Here is a 19,136-nt window from a genome sequence, read left to right on the forward strand (position 1 = left end):
GATCCGAACCGCACGGGGTTTCCTGTTCATCGGCTCGCGGCTCCGGCGTACGGCGACCGCCGACGCGGCCACGACGGTTCCGGCATCGGGACTCATGGCGGGGAGAGCCGCCCCGTAACCCCGGGCGGGAGCGCGAGCCGGGGCGCGAGCCGGGGCACGAGCGCGGTGAAGCCGCCGGGAGCGCGTGAGGCCCGACGGGGTCATGCCGCGCCGTCCGTCGTACGGCCATGTCGCGCGGCCACGTCGTGCGGTCACGTAGTACGGCCACGCCGCGCGGTCACACCGCAGGGCCCACGCCGTGCGCGACGCCGGGCCGGGCGGACCGCGTTCGTCGCCCGGTCGGGAACGGCGCGGGCCCGCGCGGCCGGGCGCTTCCGCCGGCCCGGCTCATCGCCGGTTCAGCAGGTCTTCCACGACCGGCGTGAACAGCGCTCTCCAGTTGCCCGGCAGGTGTCGTGCCGCCATGGTCAGGTGGAAGCGCGCGACGGCCCATTCGTCCGGTCGCGCCTGTTCGCCGTGTTCCCGGACGGCCTGGAGACAGTGGTCGACGAACTCCGGGTCCTCCTCGTCGAACCCGAGCCGCTCATACGCCTGTCGTACCTCCGGCGCCTCGTCGAACCAGTCCTCCCATTCGGTGGCCGCGCCCAGCAGGTAGAGCACATGGTTCTCGGTGTCCGACAGGCCACCGTGCGGAGCCGCCGGGGCGGTGTCCCGGTCCGCGTCGGCGCGGTCGGGCCCGTCGAGCCCGACGACCTCGTCCTCCGCCGCGGCGACAAGGTCCGCCCAGTAGGCCGCGTCGTGTCTGCCGGTGGTCTGACGCATGTGCTCGCTCGCGAAGGCGGCCATCGCCGCCGGATCGTCGATCAGCGGGGAGAGCACCACATCGCTCTTGTAGTCGAAGCCGAAGTAGTAGCGGCGCCCGTCCAGGGTGAGCGCCTCGACGCCGCCCACGTAACCGATCCGGTCGGGCAGCGGAGCGAAGCGTGCGGGTGAGGACCGCTCGGGAGAGGAGTGCTCGGGAGACTGCTCTGAGGTGGACTGTTCCATGGTCAGGACCGTAGCGGGCGCCACTGACACTCCCCGTTCCGAGCCGCCGGTACGGCCCGCGCGCGCCGGTCCGGCGACTCGTACGGGGCGGGACGGCATCGGTGTCAGGTCCCGTCGCCGTCAGTCCCGTCGCCGTCAGTCCCGTCGCTGTCAGGTCCCGGTGATGACCATGACGATCAGGACGAGGACGAGCAGGGCCACGTAGGCGGCGGAGTGGACGCGGTCGGGGACGCGTCCGCCGATCCGTCTGACCAGGGCGATGGTGGGCAGGGAGCCGCAGAGCAGCGTGGCGCAGGCCATCAGATCGATGTGGCCGACGCGGCCGGTATGCGCCTGGGCGACGGGCGCGAGCGCGTAGACCAGGGTGCCCGCGAGGGCGACGGGGGCGCTGAGCGGGTTGGCCAGCGCGGTGGCGGTGGCCATGGGCAGTCCGCGGCGGCGCAGCAGCGGGACCGTCATGACGCTGCCGCCGACGCCGAGGCTCGCGGCGACCGCGCCGATGCCCACGCCTCCGAACGTGGTGGTGAACCGGCCGAGCGGGCGCGGGGCGTCGCCGTCCGCCACGGCCAGGAACCCCTTGCGCAGAAGACTGTCCGCGATCGTGACCAGCAGGTACACGATGAACAGCACGTGCAGCAGAGTGCCGCTGAGCCGGGTGGCCGCGAGCGAGCCGAGTATCGCGCCCAGCAGCACGAAACCGGCCAGGGGCCACACGTACTCCCGCCGCAGTCGGCCGGCGCGGTGCTGGGCCAGCGTGGCGGTCACCGCGTTCACGACCATGACGGCCGTCGACGTCGCGACGGCCACGTGCATGGCGTCGCCCGCGTCGTCGTGTGCGGCGGCGGTCAGGAATCCGTAGACGACGGGGACGGTGACGAAGCCGCCGCCGAAGCCGAACAGCACCGTCGTGACGCCGGTCAGGCAGCCGAACGCGAGGAGCGGGAGGAACGGGAGGAGCGAAGTGAGCACGGTGAAGACGCTAGGGACCGGGGCCGACGGCGGGCAATCGACCGTTCGCCAGCTTCTTACGCGCAGACGACAGCGGGGCGGCGTAGGGTCGGGTGGTGCGCAACATTCCGGTCGACGAGGTGGATCACCTGGACCGCGCGGTGCTGGCCATCGGCACCGACTACCCCCACGACCATCTGCTCCCCTTCCACACGCACCGCCGCGCCCAGGTCCTGTACGCGGCGACCGGCGTGATGCAGGTCGAGACGGCGGACGGGGCCTGGACCGTGCCCACGGCCCGTGCGGTCCTGATCCCGCCCGAGGTCCGGCACCAGGTCGCCATGACGGGGGTCAGCACCCGCAGTCTGTACATCGAGCCGGCCGCGGTTCCGTGGTTCCCCGAGCGGTGCCGGGTGGTGGACGTCTCCGCGCTGTTGCGGGCGCTGCTCCTGGACGCGGTCGACATGGAGCCCCGCTATCCCGAGCACGGCCGGGACGCGGCCGTCGTCGAGCTGATCCTGCACGAGCTGCGGAGCCTGACGCCGCTCCCCCTCGACGTGCCGCTGCCCGCCGCCCCGGAGCTGCGGCGGCTGTGCGACGCGTTCCTGCGCGCACCGGACATCCACGATCCGCCGGCCCGCTGGGCGGCCGCCCTGAACGTCAGCGAGCGCACCCTCAACCGGCTGTTCCGGCGCGGTACGGATCTGAGCTTCGCCCAGTGGCGGCAGCGGGCGTGCATCCTGCGCTCGGTGCACGCGCTGGCCGAGGGCACGCCGGTGACCAGGGTCGCGGTGTCGCTCGGGTACGAGAACCCCGCCGCGTTCACGGCGGCCTTCCGGAGCCTGCTGGGCCGTCCCCCGTCCGCGTACCGGCCCCGCCCGCCGCGCGGCGAGGGGGGATGAGCCGCGGGCCGCGCGGCACGCCGCCCCGGCCGACGCGGATCGGCGGCTTCGAGAGGGTTCACGGACCTCCCGGAGGGCCGGGGGGCGCGTCCCGACTGGGGCCGCCCGGCGTCGGCGAGAGTCGCAGCACGGTGCCCTCGCCGTCGGCCGAGAGCAGCAGTCCGCCGTCGGGCGTGGCGGCCAGACCGGCGAAGCGGCGTGCCGAGCCGGGCAGGCCGCCCGCGAACAGCGCGGGCCGCACCGGCGGTCGGGCGCCCGGGGGCGGGCCGACGGGCAACTCCTCGGCCTCCACCCGGAGTTCGCCGGTGGTCGGCGAGACGGCGAGGAGCCGGCGGCGCGCGGTGTCGACGACGAACAGTTCGCCGTCCAGCACCGCGAGCCCTTCCGGTGCGCCGAGCCCTTCCGCGACGACGACCGCGGCGCCGTCGTCGATCCGGGACACCGTGCCCTGCCGGTCGTCGCTCACGTAGCAACGGCCCTCGTCGTCGAGGGCGACGTCCACCGGGTGGTCGAGTCCCTCGGCCAGGACGGTGACCGTGTCCCGGGCGTCGACGGAGAGCACCCGGCCGGCGCCGGTCTCGGCGACGACGAGGGTTCCGTCGGGCGCGACGGCGATGCCGAGCGGCTGGTCCAGGCCGCTCGCCCGCCGCCGCGAGTCGCCCCGCCCGGGGTCGTACGTCCGCACCTCCCCGAACTGGGAGGTGAGGTGCAGGAGACGGCCGTCGGACGCGATGCCGTGTGCGAAGGTCAGCAGGGCGTGCGTGGTGATGCCGCCGTCGCCGTCCCCCGGTTCCCCTTGGCCGTTCGGTGTGCTCCGCCCGTTGTTCCCGCTCGTGGGAGCCGCGAGGCGGTAGTGGTCGGCGGCGTAGACGGTGCCGCCGAGGTCGATCGTCACGCCGTAGGGGCCGTCGAGACCGCGCGGCACGATCGCACGGGTCCGTCCGTCGGGGTGCAGTTCGGTGATGCCGCCGCTCGCGTAGCTGGAGACGAACATCCGGTTCTCCTCGTCGAAGGCGGCGTTGTCCAGGCCGACGAGACCGCTGGTGACGAGCGTGCGGGCGCCGGTGCCGTGCAGGTCGACGCGGGTGACGATCCCCGCCGCGCCGCGCGACAGCACGTGCAGGACGCCACCCCGGTCGAAGCGCACGGCGACCGGTTCGTGCACGTCCTCGGCGACGACCTCGGGGGTTCCGCCGTCGGGCGGGATCCGCCAGACCTGACCGGTCACCATGTGCGGGTAGTACAGATGGCCGTCGGGTCCGCGCTGCATGGCGTTGCCGAGGGCCAGTCCGTCGGTGAGGACGACCGGTTCGCGGCCGTCGGGGAAGAGTTCCATCAGGCGGCCGTCGGGCTTCATCTCATTGACGAACAGCCGGTCGCCGATGCAGGTGATTCCGTTGGGGTTGACGAGGTCGTCACGGACGAGGGTGTACGTGCCGTCGGGGCGGCGGCGCCAGACCCGGCCGGGGACCAGGTCGGCGATGTACATGGAGCCGTCCGCGCCGAAGGCGAGGTCGTCCGGCGACTGCACCGGGCCGTCCATCTCCACGACCACCTCGACGTCCCCGGTGGCCGGGTCGACGGCGCTGATCCGTCCGGCGAGGAACTGCGCGGCGTACAGGCGTCCGTCGGGGCCGAAGGCGATCCCGTTGGATCCCCACAGCCGGTTGGGCGGGTTGAGACGGCGGGCCTCGAAGCGGGTGCTGGTGACACGGGCCCGGCCGGTCGGGTCGAAGCGGCTGGGAAGCGCGTCGCCGTCGGAAGGCGCGTCGCCGCCGGGTAACGCGTCGCCGCCGGGGAGCGCGTTCATCGCGTCCCCGCCTCCTCGCCGTGTCGCGGCGCTCCCGCCGTCTCGTCGTGCCGTGCCCCGACGAGCACCTCTGCCAGGCCGCCGTCGGCGCGCCAGCGGCGGAGCAGTTCGTGGAAGGCGACCGGACCGTCGCCGTAGGACTGGCTGCGCTCCCTGGGCCGGCCCTCGTTGTTGTAGTAGCCCGGGGTGCACTCGGCGTGGAACGCGTACAGATCGGCGGCCTTGCGCCGGATTGTGGCCACCCAGGCGTCCTGGGCCTCCACGGTCGGCTCGACGTACCGCGCCCGGTGCTTGCGCGCCTGTGCCACGACCTCGGCGATGTGGGTGGCCTGCTCGTCGAGGACATGGACGAAGTTGACGGCGGCGGCGTTCTGCAGCGGGCCCATGTGGAAGAGGTTGGGGAAGCCGTGGCTGTAGAAGCCGTGCAGGGTTCGGGGGCCGTCCTGCCAGGTGTCGAGCAGGCTCGCGCCGTCGCGCCCGTACACGGGCAGCTTCCCGGACAGCACGCCCGAGACGCCTGTCTCGAAGCCGGTGGCGAAGATGATGCAGTCGACCTCGTAGGCGGCGTCGCCGACCACGACGGCCCGGTCCGTGATGCGTTCGACGCCGTGGGTGTCGGCGGTGTCGACGAGGGTGACGTCGGGGCGGTTGAAGGTCTGGAGGTAGGTGTCGCTGAACGTGGGCCGCTTGCACATGTAGCGGTACCAGGGCTTGAGCTTCTCCGCGGTCGCCGGGTCCGGGACGACGGCGTCGACGCGGTCGCGCAGCTCGTTCATCTTGAGGAAGTCGGCCAGCTCGTAGGCGCGTTCGCGTTGCTCGCCCGGGATGTGCGCATAGCTGTCGGTGGGGATCATCTTCTGCTGGAGCCGGGCGCTGCCGGTCCAGGCGTCGTTCACGAGGTCCTCCGCCACGGGCGCGCCGGTGACGGCCCTGAGGAAGTTCTCCATGCGGCGCCGCTGCCAGCCGGGTTCCAGGGACGCGGCCCAGGCGGGGTCGGTGGGCCGGTTGTCCCGTACGTCGACGGTGGACGGGGTGCGCTGGAACACGTACAGGTGGCGGGCGTCGGCGGCGAGGTGCGGGACGACCTGGACGGCGGTGGCGCCCGTCCCGATGAGGGCGATCCGTTTGTCGGCGAGCCGGTCCATGCCGCCGCGGGCGTCGCCGCCGGTGTACGCGTAGTCCCAGCGGCTGGTGTGGAAGGTGTGGCCGCGGTACGTCTCGATGCCCGGGATGCCGGGGAGCTTCGCCTGGCTGAGGGTGCCGGTGGCGACGACCACGTGTCGGGCCCGGACGCGGTCGCCGCGGTCGGTGGCGACGAGCCATTCCGACGTGTCGGCGTCCCACCGCAGTTCCGTGACCCGCGTGCGGAAGCAGGCGTTGTCGTAGAGGTCGAAGCGACGCCCGATCGCCCGCGCGTGCTGCCGTATCTCCTCGCCCGGGGCGTACTTCCACGCCGGGATGCGGCCGACCTCTTCGAGCAGCGGCAGATAGACGTACGACTCGATGTCGCAGTGGATGCCCGGGTAGCGGTTCCAGTACCAGGTGCCGCCGAAGTCGGCGCCCTTCTCGACCACGCGGATCGAGCCGACGCCCGCCTGGCGCAGCCGGGCCCCGGCGAGCAGTCCGCCGAAGCCGCCGCCGATGATCAGGGCGTCCACCCGGTCGTCGAGCGGCTCCCGTGTCGTCTCGTCCCCGGCGTACGGGTCTTCTTCGAAGTATCCGAACTCGCCCTCGGTGCGCCGGTATTGCCGGCTGCCCTCGGGACGTAAGCGCCGGTCCCGTTCGGCGCGGTACCGGGCGCGCAGCGCGTCGGGGTCGAAGCCGAGTGTCCGCGGGTCGTGGGGCTCGGGCGTGGACGGGGGCATGGGTCTCCTGCCGGTTGGGACGGATGTCACGGGCGGGGCGGGTGGCTACGGGCGGGACGCGCGGCTACGGGCGTGGGGTGACCGGGGCGAGGAAGAGGCCGGCGATGGCGTCGGTGAGGGTGTCGGCCGTCCGGTCCCACGAGGCGTGACGGGCGCCGGTGCCGTCGGCGAGCGCGCGCTCCCGTTCGGCGCAGGTCTGGAGGATGAGGTGCCGGGCCATGTCGGCGCGTTCGGCGCGGACCTGGAGCGGGACGGCGGTGAGGCAGGCCGCGAGCCCTTCCAGCGTCCGTCGCAGCGGCGGGCGTTCGAGCGCCTCGTCGACCGCGATCGCGCGCAGCGCGGGATCGGCCATGACCTGGACGGCGAAGCGGCCGTGCCACGACGGGACGCCGAGCTCGGCCAGGTGCTCGCAGGACGGGCGGACGAGGCAGCCGACCCAGTCGCGGATGTCCGTGCTGCCGGCGCAGCGTGCGAGGTGCCGTCCGCGGATGCGCTCGGTGGCGTCGGCGTGGTCGCGCATGAGGGCCCGGACCAGGCCCTGTTTGCTGCCGAAGTGGTAGCTGACCGCGGTGTTGTTGCCGAGTCCGGCCGCCTCGCCGACCTGGCGGTTCGACACGGCGGCCAGGCCCCGTTCGGCGAAGAGCCGTTCGGCCGCCGTCATGATCGCCCGCCGGGTCCGCGCCGTCCGCGCCGCGTGCGGTACGGGGACCGGGCGCGCCGTCCTCGCCGTTCGGGTCGGGGTGTCGGTCACCGGGGCGGCCTCCTTGATCGGTGATCGCGGGATGCGCCCTCAGTGAATACGCGCCGCCTTTCTTAAGTCAATTGACTGACTTACATTTTCGGACAGTTCCGGCCGGGGTGTACCGGGTGCGCCTGCCCGGTGCCGGGCGGCGGGGTGCTTCCGCCCGGCACACCCCGGCCGGAACCGTCCGAGGTCTCGGTGTCCGTTCCTCTCGCGGCTCAGGCGCCGGTCGTAGCGGCGAGATCGGCCATGTCGATGGTGACGTCGGCCGCTTCGGTGACGACCGGGTCGTGGGTGGCGACGACGGTGACGCAGCCGTGCTGGTGGGTGGTGCGCGCGATGAGGCCGGTCAGTTCTTCCGCGCGGGTCCGGTCGACGGCGGCGGTCGGCTCGTCGACGAGGAGGAGTTCGGGCTGTACGAGAAGGGCGCGGGCGAGGGCCACGCGTTGGCGTTCACCGCCGGAGAGCTGGTCGGGCCGGTGGCGATGCCGGTGCGGGAGTCCGACCTCGGCGAGCAGATCGCGGGCCTGCCGGCGCACCGCGCGGGGTTTGCGGCCGGCGAGGGAGGCGGCGGCGAGCAACTGCTCCTCGACGGTGAGGCCCGTGAGGAGATTGCCGCTCTGGAACATGTAGCCGATGCGTTCGCGGCGGGTGCGGGCGCGTTCGCGGTCGGTGAGGGCTGCCAGGTCGGTGCCACCGAGGAGGACCTGTCCCCGGTCCGGGCGGAGCAGTGCGCCGGCGACGGCGAGCAGTGTGGACTTGCCGGAGCCGGAGGGCCCGACGAGGGTGGTGAGGGCGCCCGGCCGGAAGGTCGCGGTCAGCCCCCGCAGGGCGGTGGTGCGGGATTCGCCGCGGCCCAGGGTGACGGTGATGTCGTCGAGGTGGAGGCTCATCGCGCGGCTCCCAGCATGGTCATCGGGTCGACGGTGGTGACCCGTCGGAGGGTGAGGGCCGATCCCGCGAGGCCGACCAGCGCCACGGCGGTCATGGTGGCGGCGAGGGTGGTGGCGGGCAGGCTGAACGGCACCTGCTCGCCGACGAGCAGGCCGACGGCGGAGGCGAGCGCGGCTCCGATCGCGGTGCCGGCGACGACGACCACGGCGGCCTGGGCGAGGGTGTGGCCGAGGAGGCGCCGACGGGAGGCTCCCATGGCGCGCAGCAGGGCGAGTTCCGGGGTGCGCTGGACGGTCCAGACGGCGAAGAAGGCGCCGACCACCAGCGGAGCGATGAGGAAGAGGAAGGTCTGGATGGAGGTCATGGTCAGGCGCTCGCCCTTGTAGCCGGGTGCCGCGGCGAAGGCGTCCTGGAGCGGGACCGTCGCCGTGCGGTGGCGGCGGTCGGCGGCGGCGAGAGCCTTCACGTCCGGCTCGCCGGGGAGCTTGAGGGCCATCGCGCTGTACTGGACCGGAAGGTCGGCGGGTCCGGCGTCGTCGCCGGGAGTGGTGAAACGGATCTGGCGCCAGGTGTCGGTGGTGACGTAGGCGGCGGGGACGTGGCCGTACGAGGAGCGGCCGGTGGCGCCGACGACGTCCAGGCGGATGCCGAGCCGGTCGATGACGAGGGTGTCGCCGATGCGGACGCCGTCGTTGACGAGCTGGCGGGAGATCACGACGCCGTGGGGACCGGCCGACGCCAGGGGCTTGCCGTCGTCGGCTCCGGGGTCGGTGAAGGCGCCGGGTTCGACGCCGAAGGCCGCGAGGTCGACCTCGACGTGGCGGTCGGTGGTGCCGCGGGTGATGGCGACGCCGAGGGGAGTGGCCTCGACGTCCTTCTCCCGGCTCCAGCCGGTGGCGGTCCGGTCGTCGATCAGGCCGCGGGCGAACTGGTCGGAGCCGGAGCCGGCGGCGAAGGCGATGTGGGTGGCGGGCAGTCTGCGCAGGGCGGAGACGGTGTCGTCACCGAGGCCTGTGGTGAAACCGGCGACGATGCCGACGAGCGCGGCGACGAGGACGACCACGCTGCCCATCAGCAGAAAGCGACCGCGGGCCGCTTTGAGTTCCAGCAGGGCGAGGAACACGGTGTTCCTTTCCAAAGATAGGGACGGTGCGTCCCCAACATAGAATATGGCGACGCACCGTCCCCAAGTGGGGGTCGGCGAGAGACTGGCCCGCTTGCGCTCGTTGGCCCGTACGCCCCCGTGGACGGACCCTGGCGAGGAAGGGGATCCCACACCGTGTCCTCGGGCCGGCGCGACGTATGCGGGCGTTCCGGCGAAGCGGCGAGATGCCGCAGCCGTCGTCGCACGCCCGCCAAGGACGTCGCACGCCGGCCAGGGCTACGGGACAGCCCCTAGACTTGCCGCGTGCCAAGGATTCACGCTGCGTCGGTCGCCGATCACCGTGCCCAGCAGCGTGCCGCCCTGCTCGACGCGGCGCGGGAGCTGCTCGCGGAGGGCGACGCCGCCCAGGTGACGTTCGCGGCGGTCGCCCGTCGTACCGGGCTGGCCCGCAACAGCGTCTACAAGTACTTCGCCGACCGCGGCCAGCTGCTGACCGAGGTGGTCCGGGAGGCGACACCGCGCTGGACCCGGCGCATCCACGCCGCCCTCGCCGCCGCCGGCGATTCGCCCGAGGAACGGGTGGCCGCCTACGTCACCGCCCAGTTGGAGATGGTCCGCGACGGCGAGCACCGCATCGCCCGCGCCACCGCCGACGCGCAGGACGCCGCCGCCCTGCGCGAAGGAGCGGACGCGGCACACCGCGCGCTGCTCGACCCGCTCGTCGACGCGCTGCGGGAGCTCGGCGACGACGCGCCGTCGATGACGGCGCGCCTGCTGCAGGGGTTCGTCAACGCCGCCACCACGGCCCTGGAGGCGGGCGAGGACTACGACGCGGTGACGGACCGGGCGGTGCGACTGGCCGTGGCCGCGCTGGGGGGTCTCCCGGCCGCCCCCGCGGTGGCGTCGCGTCCGCCGGGCGTCTGACCGCGCCGTTCGGCGTTCCGCCGGAAGGGCGTCGTCGTGTGGTGCGCGGCGCGGCCTCCCGGCCCGACCGGCCCGACCGCCGCGGTCTGCCCGGAGGGCCCGTGGACGTCCCCCCGGCGGTCGCGCGGCCGTCGCACGTCCGCCGGGGGCACGGGGCGGCCCTCAGGCCCAGCTGGCCATGGTCGGGGTGGGGTCACCGGCGGCGACCGCGGTGACGACGACCGCCCCGACGGTCAGTCCGGCCAGGATCCTCGCCCGGCGGCCGAGCGCGCCCTTGTCACCGACCGGTTCCGGGGAGTCCGTCTCGGTGGCCGCTTCGGTGTGGTCGTGCGATGCCTGTGCCACGCGGTCGTTTCTCTGCTCGCGCATCCCGTTCTTCCTTTCTCGGTGCTTCCCTGAAGGGGCGGTTTTCCTGAAGGGTCGGATTGCCCGATGGGGGCTTCGTTTTCCTGACGGGCAGGTCAGTTCGTTCTCGAAGGGGCGGGTCGGTGAGGAGCGGGCAGGTGAGGGGCGGGGCGGTGGAGGGCGGGCCGGTCGCAGGCGGGGCGGGCGTGGTCGGGGCCGGGCTTCAGCAGCAGGACCGAGGGGACCTCGGCGGCGAATCCCAGCCGCAGCAGGCCGTACCCGATTCCGGCCGTGCCGAACAGCAGGCCGGGGGTCGTCACCCCGCCCGCCGTGCCGCATCGGACGCCGTACTGTTCGACGGCGCCGAGCAGTCGGCTGCCAGACATCCTCCACAGGCGTCGCGCCTCCTCGTATCCGGCCTGTTCCAGTTCGATGAGCGCGTCGACGACGCCGAGTTCGCCATGGCACAGCGACTGATCACGCAGCGGTCCCCGTTCCGCCGCCGCGGTGAGGAATCGGCGTACCACCGGTTCACCGCCGGGGCGCCCGGCGGCGGCCAGGGCCGCACCCGCCAGTCCGGTGCTCCAGCCGAGGTCCCGGCCCTCCGGGCATGGCGCCGCGGCCCTGCCGGTGGCCCAGCGGATGCCGGTGTCCCCGTGCAGGAAGCCGGTGTCCCCGTGCGGAAGTCGGTCCCCGTGCGGGAAGCCGGAGGCTGCGTGCCGGAAGTCGGTTGCCGCATGTGGGGTGTCGGAGGCTGCGTGCGGGATGTCGGCGGCTGAGCGCGGGGCGTCGGTGTGCCCGCCGTCCGGCGGGTATCGGCGGTCCAGCCGGGCGGCGAGGGAAGCGGCGAGTTCGGCCGCGTACGGCTCCCCCGTATCGGCGTGCACGGCGCGCAGCGCGGCGAGCCCCCCGGCCGGGCCGAGCCCGATTCCCGGATCCTCCCGGTCCTTGCCCTCGGCCTTGCCCCCATCCCCGTCCCCATCTCCGTCCCCGTTCCCGCTCTCGTCCTCGGTGAGCGATGAGGCCAGCGCGTCCAGGGCGACGGGGACGCAGTCCCGTAGCCGGGCGTCGTCCAACAGGGTCGCCAGCCGGGCCAGCGCGTAGCAGATGCCGCCCAGTCCGAAGAAGCCGCCCGGGCCGACCTGCCGGGCCAGAACGGCGTGTTGCGCGAGGCCGTGGAGCAGGCCGGGCAGGGCTCCGGCGGCGTGCCGGGCCACCGAGGTGTAGCGGTCGATGCCGGTGAGCCTGCCGAGCTGGGCCAGGAACAGGGCCGGTCCCGGGTAGCCCTCGGCCAGTCCGGCTCCGGCCTGCTGCACGGCCCACTGCCGCCCGTCCAGCAGTTCCAGGCCGATCCAGTTGGTCCTGGCGGTGTTCCGTACGGAGGTGGCGATCAGTTCGTCGCCGATCCGGCAGGCGAGGGCCAACAGCCGGGTGCGGTCGAGGGGTTGGGGGGTCACCGGCCGGGCGGGGGCCGCCCCGGGGGGCGGTGCGTCCGGGACCTCCGCGGTGGCCAGGGTCGCGGCGATCAGCCATTTCTGCCGCCGCAGATCGGCCTCGCCCATGCGGCCGATCTTGTCGGAAGCGGCGTCGAGGCCGCTGGCCGAGAGGGCCACGGGCACGGGTGCGCCGCGGGCGGTGCGAAGGGCGCGCCCGTCGGCCGTGCCGGTGAACAGCGGGATGTCGCCCGCGTTCAGGTCCGCCCGCTCGAATCGCGCGAGGTCCCGCAGATGGGCGCGCCCGGTCTCGGCGTCCAGTCCGGCGAAGGCGGCGGCGCGGGCGCCCGGGGCGGTGAGCCGTTCCGGCTCCGTGGCCTCGCCGAGCATGGCGGCGTAGACGTGGCTGGGGCGCACCACGACCCGGGTCGGCTGTCCGGCGAAGCATGCCAGTACGCCGTCGGGGCCGGTCAGTTCCGCCGCGTGCTCCAGCACGGCCCGGTAGCCGGCCTCGAATCCGGTGTGCAGGTGCTCCGCGTACTCCAACGGGTCGACCGGGCGGCCGTCGAGCACCGGCCGGTTCGAGGCGCCCGGGTAGGACGCTCTGCGGCGGACCACTCGCATGGTGTCGGTGCCGAGGTCCGCCCAGTCGGGCAGCAGCAGCGAGCCGGAACCGTCCCGGCCGGCGCCGAACGCGGAGATGTCCACGCGGCCGGACTCGGTGTCCATCAGCCACGGCAGGAGCCCGGTGCGGGCCACCGAGTCGTTCAGCGCGACCAGCGCCGGATCGTCGCCGTGGTCGGTGCGCGGGCGCCAGGCCGGGTGGAACAGGGTCTCCACGTCGACCACGAAGGGGTGCCCGGCGCTGGCGATGACGTTCTCGCAGTGCAGGTCGACCGCGTCGATGGCGTGGCACAGCGCCAGCAGCGCGCCCTGCCGACGGTAGAACGACTCCACCTCGGACGCGCCGGCGCACGCCGCCCCGGGGACGAACCCGGTCCATCCGTAGCCGTCGCGGGCGAGGAGTGCCACCCCGCGCGGCGCCAGCTCGGGCAGGATTCCGCGGAACCAGTCCAGCAGCAGGTTCCAGGAGCGGTGCAGACCGAGCGGCCGGGGCTTGTACACCAGTCGCTCGCCCCCGGCGAACCGGAGCACGGCGACCGTGCGCCCCCCGGCGTGCCGGTCCCCGGCCCCGAACTCGACGCCGATCAGGCGGGCGGTGCGGGCCGTGGGCAGGACCTCGTCGGCCAGCGCGGGCCGGTCGGCGGCGAGCCGGTCGAGGAGTTCGGCGAGCGCGGTGAGCGTGCCGACGCACTCCCGGGCGAGCAGGCCGCCCAGCACCGGGTAGCGCGTGAGCAGCGCGGTGAGCCGGTCCCGGCGGGCGAGGCGGCCGAGGAAGCCGCGGTAGCGTTCGGGGCCTGTGGCGCCGGGCAGGGCGCCTGCGGTGCGGGCCGCGGCCAGTTCACCGGCCAGGACGCGTCCGGCGAGGCGGGCCAGCCGTTCGGCCAGGGGGTCCGCCACCGACTGCCAGACCGCGTCCGGGTCGACGGTCCCCGACGTCGGCCGTCGCAGGGCCTGTTGCCGGGCCGCGGTCATGAACGGCCGGAACGGGTGGACCAGTTCGCGGATCGATCCGGTGTCGTCCGGCGCGGGCGGGTCGTCGGTGTCGGGGGCCAGGGAGAGGGCGCGTGCCAGGAACGCCTCAGGGGCTCCCCCGGCCTGCTCGGACGTGGTCGGGGGGTCGGCACGCCGGTCCGTTCGGTTGTCCACGTACGCAAGGATGCTGATCCGGTCCCGGACGGGCATGGGTACTCACCACCCAGATTCGCCATCCGGATTCGTCACCCGGGTTCGCCATCCGGATCCGCCACGCGGATCCGCGCGGGAATCACGGAATCACGGAATCACGGGGAATCGCGGAATCGCGGGGAACCGCGGAGATCACGGGAATTCGGTCCGCCGAGCCCGATTCCCTGACATGAGCACGAGTCTAAGGGCTGTCCCGTAATCCCTGGCGGGCGTGCGACGACAGCTGCGGCGCCTCGCGGCGTTGTCGGAACGCCCGCATACGTCCCGTATGCGGGCGCCCCTCCGCCTTGCGACGCACCACATCTGACGCCGCACGCTGATCCACCACGGATTACGGGACAGCCCTTAGACTCGGCCGCATGCGAACCCGCGCCGCCGCCTTCGTCGGGCGGCCTGCCGAGCTGGCGGCGTTGCGTACGGTGCTCGGCGACGCCCGCCGGGGCCGCGGCACGGTCGCCTTCCTCACGGGCGAGCCCGGGATCGGCAAGTCCCGGCTGCTGAGAGAGGTTCTCGGCTGCGCCGTGGACATGGAGATGCCGGTGCTCCGCGGCCGGGGCAGCGTCACCGGGCCGCCGGTGCCCTTCCGGCCGCTGACCGAGGCGCTGATGTCCGTCGCGCGCACGCTGGACGCGGACCTGCTCCGGCGACTGGGCCCGTACCAAAGGGTGTTGGGGCGTCTGGTGCCGGACTGGGAGGATCCCGGCGGGCAGTACGGGGACGCGTCGATGGTCGTGCTCGCGGAGGCGATCCTGCGGCTGACCGCGCTGGTCGGCCGGGAGCGCGGCTGTCTGCTGGCGCTGGACGACCTGCACGAGGCCGATCCGGAGACCCTCGCCGTGGTGGAGTACCTCGCGGGCAATCTGGCGGGCCAGCCGGTCGCCGTGGTGGCCTCGGTGCGCACCGAGTCGCCCGGGGCTCACGCGCTGGCCGAGGAGGTGTGCCGGCGCGGCGACGGCGTCGCGTTCCCGCTCACCCGGTTCGGCGGGTCCGAGGTGCACGAACTGGTGGCCTCCTGCCTGGAGACCGGGCCCGGGCTCGTGCCGGACGCGGTCTGCGACCGGCTCCTCCACGACAGCGCCGGAAACCCCCTCATGGTGGAGGAACTGCTGCACAGCATGATCGCCACCGGCGAGCTGGTGCACGCGCGGAACTCCTGGCGGCTCACGGGGACCACCGCCGGCTCGGTGCCGCCGACGCTGGTCCGCCTGATCAGCGCCCGGGCCGACCGGCTCGGTCCCGGCGGTTCGCGGCTGCTGTCCGTCGCGGCGCTGCTGGGCCGCCGCTTCCAGCTCACGCCGGTGCAACAGGTCCTGGGGCTGGACGACCAGAGTCTGCTCAACGACGTGCAGTCGGCCGTGGAGGCGCAGCTGCTCGCGCCGGACGAGGGGATTCCGGGCTGGTACGCGTTCCAGCACCCGCTGGCCGTGGACGCGTTGCGCAGCCGGCTCGGCCCCGGTGAGCTGGCCCGGACGGCGCGGCAGGCCGCCGATGCGGTGGCGGCCCTCCATCCGGGGCTGCCGGACGAGTGGTGTCAGCTCGCCGCCCGCCTGCGCGAGTACGCCGGTGAGCGCATGGCCGCCGCCCGGCTGTATCTGGAGTGCGGTCTCCGGGCCACGGTCGCCGGTGCGCCCGGCTCCGCCGTCACCGTCCTGGAGCACGCCCGGTCGATGCTCGACGGTCACGGCGGCGGCGCGTCCCACCACGCGTTGCTGGGCGAGCTGCTGGAAGCGCTGCTCCAGGCGCTCGCCGACGACGGACGCTTCGACCGGGCCGTGGCCGTGGTCGAGGAACTCACCGCGCACGCGCCCGGCGACCGCACCCGGCAGATCGGCCGGCACATCCGTCTCGCGTGGGCGGCGCAGGTGGCCGGGCACTGGGAGCAGGGCGACGCCCAGGTGGCGGCGGCCCGGGAACTCCTACCCGGCGCCGCGACCGAGGAGCAGCTGGCCTCGCTGGACGCGGTGGCGGCGTACCTGGCGGTGCTGAGCCCGGCGGCGGACCGGATGGACCGTTGTGTCCGGCTCGCCCGCAGCGCGGCGGAACGGGCGGAGCGCAACGCGCTGCCCCTGGTCGTCTGCCAGTCCTGGTACATCATCGGGTTCGCCGGCCGCGAGCGTGATCTGGCCGAGTCCGACGCGTCCTTCCGCCGGGCCCTGGACTGCGCGGTGGAGCACGGGCTGACGGCCTGGCGCCACTACTCGCTGGTCGGTCTCGGCGGAAACGCCTGGCTGGCGCGGGCCGACGACGGTCCGCTGCGCCGGGCGCACCAGGACCTGCTGCGGGCGGGCGCGATCAGCCTCGCGCTCAACGCCGCCGCCGTCCTGGCTCTGCACCGGGTGCTGACGACCGAATTCGAGCGGGCCGAGGAGGAGTTGGAGGCGTGCCTGGCCCAGAGCCGTGGGCTGCGGCTGGTCGCGGTGACGCACTACGTGCTGATGGCCCGGGTGGTCCTCGCCGCGCACCGCGGCCGGCGCGACCTGCTGCAGGAGGCGCTCGCGGAGTTCGCCCGGCACGGCGGTGACGACTCGCGCGAGGCACTGCTGGCGCACGGGCTCGGGCGCGCGTTCTGCGCGCTGCTGGAGGAGGACCGTGCCGCGGCGGAGCTCGACATGGCGCGGGTCGTGGCCGAGGAGGGGCGTCGGCAGAGTCCGTTCCACCTCGACGGGCATCATGGCCTCGGGCTGCTGCTCGACGTGCTGGCCGGGCGGGCCGGTGAGGAGCGTCTGCGGAAGGTGGCCGCCGCCGACGCCGCCGGGATGCGGTGGAACCGTCATTTCGTCGCCCTGGCGGAGGCGGTGCTCGCCGGGCGGCGGGGGGACGCGGCCGGTGTGGACGAGGCGATGCGGCAGGCGGGGATCGCCTCGGCGCCCTTCCGTATGGCCCGGTGCCTGGGGCTGCGGCTGGTCGCCGAGCCGGCGGCGTCCGAGGGCTGGGGACGGCCGCGCGAGTGGCTGCGCGAGGCCGAGGAGTACTTCCATCAGGCGGATGTGAAGCCGGTGGCCGGCGCCTGCCGGACGATGCTCCGGCGGCTCGGTGAGCCGGTCCGCCAGCGCCGGACCGGCACCGATCGCATCCCGGACGCGCTGCGCCGACTCGGCGTGACCGCACGGGAGTTCGAGGTGCTGGAGTTGATGCCGGGCAGGCCCAGCAACAAGGCGCTGGCGGCTCGGCTGCACATCTCGCCGCGAACGGTCGAGAAGCATGTGGCGAGTCTGTTGCAGAAGACCGGACTGCCGGACCGCGGCGCCCTGTTCGAGCACTTGGAGGAGCTGCTGTCGCGGGCCGAGGACGCTTGACGCGGCCGGGAGCGCGGCGAGGGGGCGCGGCCAAGGGCGGGGCCAGGGTGCCCGGTGGAGGAGTACGCGATGCCGAATCTGGGTCGGGTCTACCCATGCGGGCGGGAGGGCGCGACTGGATGATTCCGATGACGGCGCGCCGACGGACAGCGCGCGGAGAGGGGGCCGCCGTGGAACTCGATGGGCTGACGCAGCTTCACTCGGCGCCGGGCGGGGGAACGGACACGGTGTCACGCGAATCCTTGACGGGCACGAGGCCGGGCCACCGGTGGCCGCCCCGGCCGGACGTGCTCCGGCTCGCGCTGTGGGCGGCGGGCGCCGCTCCGCGTTCCCCGGCGTCCGGCGGCCCCGGGCGACGCCTCGCCGCCGGGGCCGCCCCCGGGCCCGCGGCGCGGCGGGGCCGGAGCGCGGACGACGCGCTCGCCAGGGCCCTGTGCGCCGTCCGCGCCGCACGGGCACGGCAACGGCTCGGCCGGCACGCGGAGGCCACCGCCCTGGCGGACACGGCGTTGTGGTGGGCCCGGCGGGCCGGGTCGGAGCCGGAGCGCATCGCCGCGCTGCATGTGCTGGGCGTGTCGCTGTGGCACGGTCCCGAGCCCGTGGCCACCGCCGTCTTCCGTCTCCGGGCCCTGCTGGAGGAGCACGGCGACGGACGGCCGGAGGCCCGCCTGGCGCTGGCCGGTCCGCTCGCGGTGCTGTACGGGATGCAGGAGCGCCGGGCCGCCGCCCGTACCGCCCTGGCCGAGGCGCACGCCGGGGCGGCGGAACTCGGCGCCGGCGGCGCCACGGGCGGCGGCGTGCTCCTCTCCGTCCTGACCGCCCGGGTCGAGTCGCTGACCGGTCGTCGGCGACCGGCCGTTCGCCTGCTGGAGGCGGCGGCGGACGAGGCGGACTCGCTCGGTCTGGGCCGGTTGCGGGACGCGGCGCGCTGGGCGGTCGTACGGGTGCTGACGGACGCGGACCGGTACGAGGAGGCGGTGCACCGGCTCCCGGTGGCCGGGACGTGGACCGTCCCGGCGGGCGGACCGGGCCGGTCGGCGCGGGCGGCATGGTCGGCACGTTCGGTCCACGGGGCCGGGCCCGCCGGTCTGGCGGCGCGGATCGCGGCCGTACGAGGGTGCGCCGGGGAGGCGTTGGCGCTGGCGGAGCGCGCGGTGGGCGAGGCGGAGGCGACCGACTCCCCCGTCGTGCAGGCGCTGGCCCGGCTGGACCAGGCGGAGGTGTTCAGGCTGACGGGCCGCCGGGGCGAGGCGCGCCGCGCGGTCTCCCTGGCCGGCTGCGGGTTCGCCCGCAAGGGGCATGTGGCCGGGGTGGGCGTCGCGGCGGCGCGGCACGCGGCCCTGGCCCCGGAGGCCGTACCGGCCGGTTGACCGGAGGCGGGGGTGTTGCGGAGCGGCTCCGCGACACCCCGAGAGGACTGCGCACACGTCCGCGGGAGGTCCCGCCGTGGAAAGTCCCACTGCGAGAGGCCCCGCCGCAGGAAGCTCCGCCGTACGAGGCACCGGCGCAGGAAGCTCCGCCGTACGAAGCTCCGGCGCAGGAGATTCCGCACGACGCCCGAGCGGGATTCCCGCGCACGCCTGAGGGGCAGGAGGCCGGTTCTGGCCTTCCTGCCCCTCAGGGGGTTCGTACCGGATTCCGTCACCCGGGCCGGCGCCCCGGCTAGAAGCTGATGGGCGACGGCGTCGTGGTGGCGGTGGTGGTGGTGATGGAGATGATGGTCGAGGTCGGCGGAAGTGCCTCTGCCGCCGACGCCGCCAGCTCCTCCGGGTCCGCGAAGACCCGGTACCCGTCGATCAGGTCGTGGGCGTTCACGTCTCCTCCTCGGGCTCCGCTCGGCGGATCAGCAGGTGTGCTCGGCGGTGAGCGACACGGACACGCCGACGCTGATCCAGATGGTGGGCGACGACTCCTGGTCGGCGACGGCGATGACCGACTGAGCGGCCAGCTCCTCGACGTCGGTGTAGGCGCCGTAGCCGTTCATCAGGTCCTGGGCGGACATGAGCATCTCCTTCT

General features: G+C 74.3%; 15 protein-coding genes. 4 read left to right on the forward strand and 11 right to left on the reverse strand.

What is annotated here, in order from left to right:
- Window positions 1–387 precede the first annotated feature (387 nt).
- A complete protein-coding gene (locus WA762_RS09370) occupies window positions 388–1,047 on the reverse strand; it encodes a hypothetical protein (protein ID WP_335934722.1) in 660 nt (219 codons plus the stop codon).
- A 150-nt stretch (window positions 1,048–1,197) separates the two neighbouring features.
- Window positions 1,198–2,016 (reverse strand): sulfite exporter TauE/SafE family protein, encoded by an 819-nt coding sequence (locus WA762_RS09375; RefSeq protein ID WP_335934723.1) that lies wholly within the window; start codon window positions 2,014–2,016, stop codon window positions 1,198–1,200.
- A gap of 95 nt (window positions 2,017–2,111) precedes the next feature.
- Here WA762_RS09375 and WA762_RS09380 point away from each other — a divergent pair, with 95 nt between their 5' ends.
- A complete protein-coding gene (locus WA762_RS09380) occupies window positions 2,112–2,897 on the forward strand; it encodes an AraC family transcriptional regulator (RefSeq protein WP_335934725.1) in 786 nt (261 codons plus the stop codon).
- Between the two features lie 58 nt (window positions 2,898–2,955).
- Here the strand turns inward: WA762_RS09380 and WA762_RS09385 are convergent, their stop codons facing one another.
- From WA762_RS09385 to WA762_RS09405, 5 genes are all read right to left on the reverse strand, one after another.
- Window positions 2,956–4,707, reverse strand: a complete 1,752-nt coding sequence (locus WA762_RS09385) for an outer membrane protein assembly factor BamB family protein (RefSeq protein ID WP_335934727.1) — start codon at window positions 4,705–4,707, stop codon at window positions 2,956–2,958.
- On the reverse strand, window positions 4,704–6,572 hold the full coding sequence (locus tag WA762_RS09390; RefSeq protein ID WP_335934730.1) for a flavin-containing monooxygenase: 1,869 nt from the start codon (window positions 6,570–6,572) through the stop codon (window positions 4,704–4,706). The genes WA762_RS09385 and WA762_RS09390 overlap by 4 nt, the downstream gene beginning before the upstream one ends.
- 64 nt (window positions 6,573–6,636) lie before the next feature.
- Window positions 6,637–7,233 carry a TetR/AcrR family transcriptional regulator gene (locus tag WA762_RS09395; RefSeq protein ID WP_335934897.1) on the reverse strand — a complete coding sequence of 199 codons (597 nt, stop codon included), beginning with the start codon at window positions 7,231–7,233 and terminating at the stop codon, window positions 6,637–6,639.
- 299 nt (window positions 7,234–7,532) lie between these two features.
- A complete protein-coding gene (locus WA762_RS09400) occupies window positions 7,533–8,207 on the reverse strand; it encodes an ABC transporter ATP-binding protein (RefSeq protein ID WP_335934731.1) in 675 nt (224 codons plus the stop codon).
- Complete coding sequence (locus tag WA762_RS09405; protein ID WP_335934899.1) at window positions 8,204–9,331, reverse strand: ABC transporter permease; 1,128 nt, start codon at window positions 9,329–9,331, stop codon at window positions 8,204–8,206. The genes WA762_RS09400 and WA762_RS09405 overlap by 4 nt, the downstream gene beginning before the upstream one ends.
- A gap of 285 nt (window positions 9,332–9,616) precedes the next feature.
- Between WA762_RS09405 and WA762_RS09410 the strand changes: the two genes are divergently transcribed.
- Window positions 9,617–10,237, forward strand: a complete 621-nt coding sequence (locus WA762_RS09410; protein WP_335934732.1) for a TetR/AcrR family transcriptional regulator — start codon at window positions 9,617–9,619, stop codon at window positions 10,235–10,237.
- A gap of 162 nt (window positions 10,238–10,399) precedes the next feature.
- Here the strand turns inward: WA762_RS09410 and WA762_RS09415 are convergent, their stop codons facing one another.
- Window positions 10,400–10,606, reverse strand: a complete 207-nt coding sequence (locus WA762_RS09415; RefSeq protein WP_335934734.1) for a hypothetical protein — start codon at window positions 10,604–10,606, stop codon at window positions 10,400–10,402.
- 92 nt (window positions 10,607–10,698) lie between these two features.
- Window positions 10,699–13,785 (reverse strand): type 2 lanthipeptide synthetase LanM family protein, encoded by a 3,087-nt coding sequence (locus tag WA762_RS09420; RefSeq protein WP_335934736.1) that lies wholly within the window; start codon window positions 13,783–13,785, stop codon window positions 10,699–10,701.
- Window positions 13,786–14,183: 398 nt separating this feature from the next.
- On the opposite strand from WA762_RS09420, the gene WA762_RS09425 reads away from it, so the two are divergent.
- Both WA762_RS09425 and WA762_RS09430 read left to right on the forward strand, forming a co-directional pair.
- Window positions 14,184–17,120: an ATP-binding protein gene (locus WA762_RS09425; RefSeq protein WP_335934738.1), complete on the forward strand. Its 2,937-nt coding sequence runs from the start codon at window positions 14,184–14,186 to the stop codon at window positions 17,118–17,120.
- A gap of 227 nt (window positions 17,121–17,347) precedes the next feature.
- Window positions 17,348–18,490, forward strand: coding sequence for a hypothetical protein (locus WA762_RS09430; RefSeq protein WP_335934739.1), 1,143 nt, complete (start codon window positions 17,348–17,350; stop codon window positions 18,488–18,490).
- Between the two features lie 292 nt (window positions 18,491–18,782).
- Here WA762_RS09430 and WA762_RS09435 read toward each other — a convergent pair whose 3' ends face one another.
- Window positions 18,783–18,935 carry an LxmA leader domain family RiPP gene (locus WA762_RS09435; RefSeq protein WP_335934742.1) on the reverse strand — a complete coding sequence of 51 codons (153 nt, stop codon included), beginning with the start codon at window positions 18,933–18,935 and terminating at the stop codon, window positions 18,783–18,785.
- Window positions 18,936–18,963: 28 nt separating this feature from the next.
- On the reverse strand, window positions 18,964–19,122 hold the full coding sequence (locus WA762_RS09440) for an LxmA leader domain family RiPP (RefSeq protein WP_335934744.1): 159 nt from the start codon (window positions 19,120–19,122) through the stop codon (window positions 18,964–18,966).
- Window positions 19,123–19,136: the final 14 nt, after the last annotated feature.

This window comes from Streptomyces tyrfis, assembly GCF_037034285.1.
Classification (GTDB): Bacteria; Actinomycetota; Actinomycetes; order Streptomycetales; family Streptomycetaceae; genus Streptomyces.